Origin of the sequence: Vibrio sp. Vb0304 (assembly GCF_033338995.1) — a bacterium.
GTDB classification, from domain to species: domain Bacteria; phylum Pseudomonadota; class Gammaproteobacteria; order Enterobacterales; family Vibrionaceae; genus Vibrio; species Vibrio alginolyticus.
Genome location: NZ_JAWOTT010000317.1, coordinates 1 through 1092 on the forward strand (window position 1 = coordinate 1; position 1092 = coordinate 1092).

The following is a 1092-nucleotide window of genomic DNA, read 5'->3' on the forward strand; positions in this document are numbered from 1 at the left end:
CAGCATTGTCGGCTCTATCATTTCCATAAATTCTTATTCTTCTAATATTCTATTTTTCGTTTAAATGGCGGCAGTGAGTCGATAAGTGCTTGCCCGTAGCGTTTGGTTACGAGGCGTCGATCCAGAATGGTCACTCTACCAGAATCTCGTTCTTTACGCAGTAGGCGGCCCACGCTCTGGATCAGCTTTTTGCTCGCATCAGGTACAGTGATTTGCATAAACGGGTTGCCGCCTTTCTTTTCTATGTATTCTGAATGCGCTTGTTCTACTGGAGAGGTCGGAACACCAAATGGAATTTTGGTGATCACTAAGTTTTCCAGTAACTCTCCTGGCAAATCGAGTCCTTCCGAAAAGCTTCCTGTACCAAAGAGAACGCTGGTTTTGTTTGTTTCTACAAGCTTTTTATGTTTTTTTAGAATTTCTTGACGAGAACTTTCGCCTTGTACTTGCAAAGCCCAGCCTCGTTTTATGAACTCTGAAGACAGCGCTTCTGCGACTTGGTTCATCTGCCAGTATGAGGAGAATAATACCACGTTGGCCTTTTTGTCTTCTAAGTACTTAGGCAAGATCTCAATAAGATATTCAGTAAATTGAGGTGCCGATGGTTCGTACTTCATTGCAGGTATGAGTAACTCAGCTTGGTTTTGATAATCAAAAGGCGAAGCGAGTGCCAAAAACTGAGTCCCAGATTCTGGCTTTCCATCAATGCCTACTTGATGGCAAAAATAGTGGAAAGAGTTCAACGCTCGCATTGTTGCTGAAACTAATACGGCACCAATACAACGACTCCAAATCTGTTGGTCTAGCTGCCATCCAATCTCAAGAGGGGAGACACTCACAATAAAATCGCCTTCACGATCTGGGTGAGTTTCTAGCCATCTCGCTAAAGGTGCTCCTTTTTCTCGTGTTGGCTCTGCCATCAAATGCCAAACTTGAGCGAGGTTCTCAAGTCGTTGAATATAGAAACCTAGTTCAGCGAGCGCAGGCTCGGCCAATCTTGCCGCGAGTTCGCCATCTTTGACTCTTTCTGCGATAAGATCGGCGATTTTCGCGACGCTTTGGTTTGCTTTCTTACTGAACTGCTTTAGCTCT

Annotated in this window: 1 protein-coding gene; it reads right to left on the reverse strand. The window is 44.5% G+C overall.

Going from position 1 to position 1092, the window contains the following annotated elements; all coding sequences use genetic code 11:
- Window positions 1-41: 41 nt before the first annotated feature.
- A partial coding sequence (locus tag R7P35_RS25925; RefSeq protein WP_318093329.1) for a helicase C-terminal domain-containing protein occupies window positions 42-1092 on the reverse strand: 1051 nt, incomplete at its 5' end.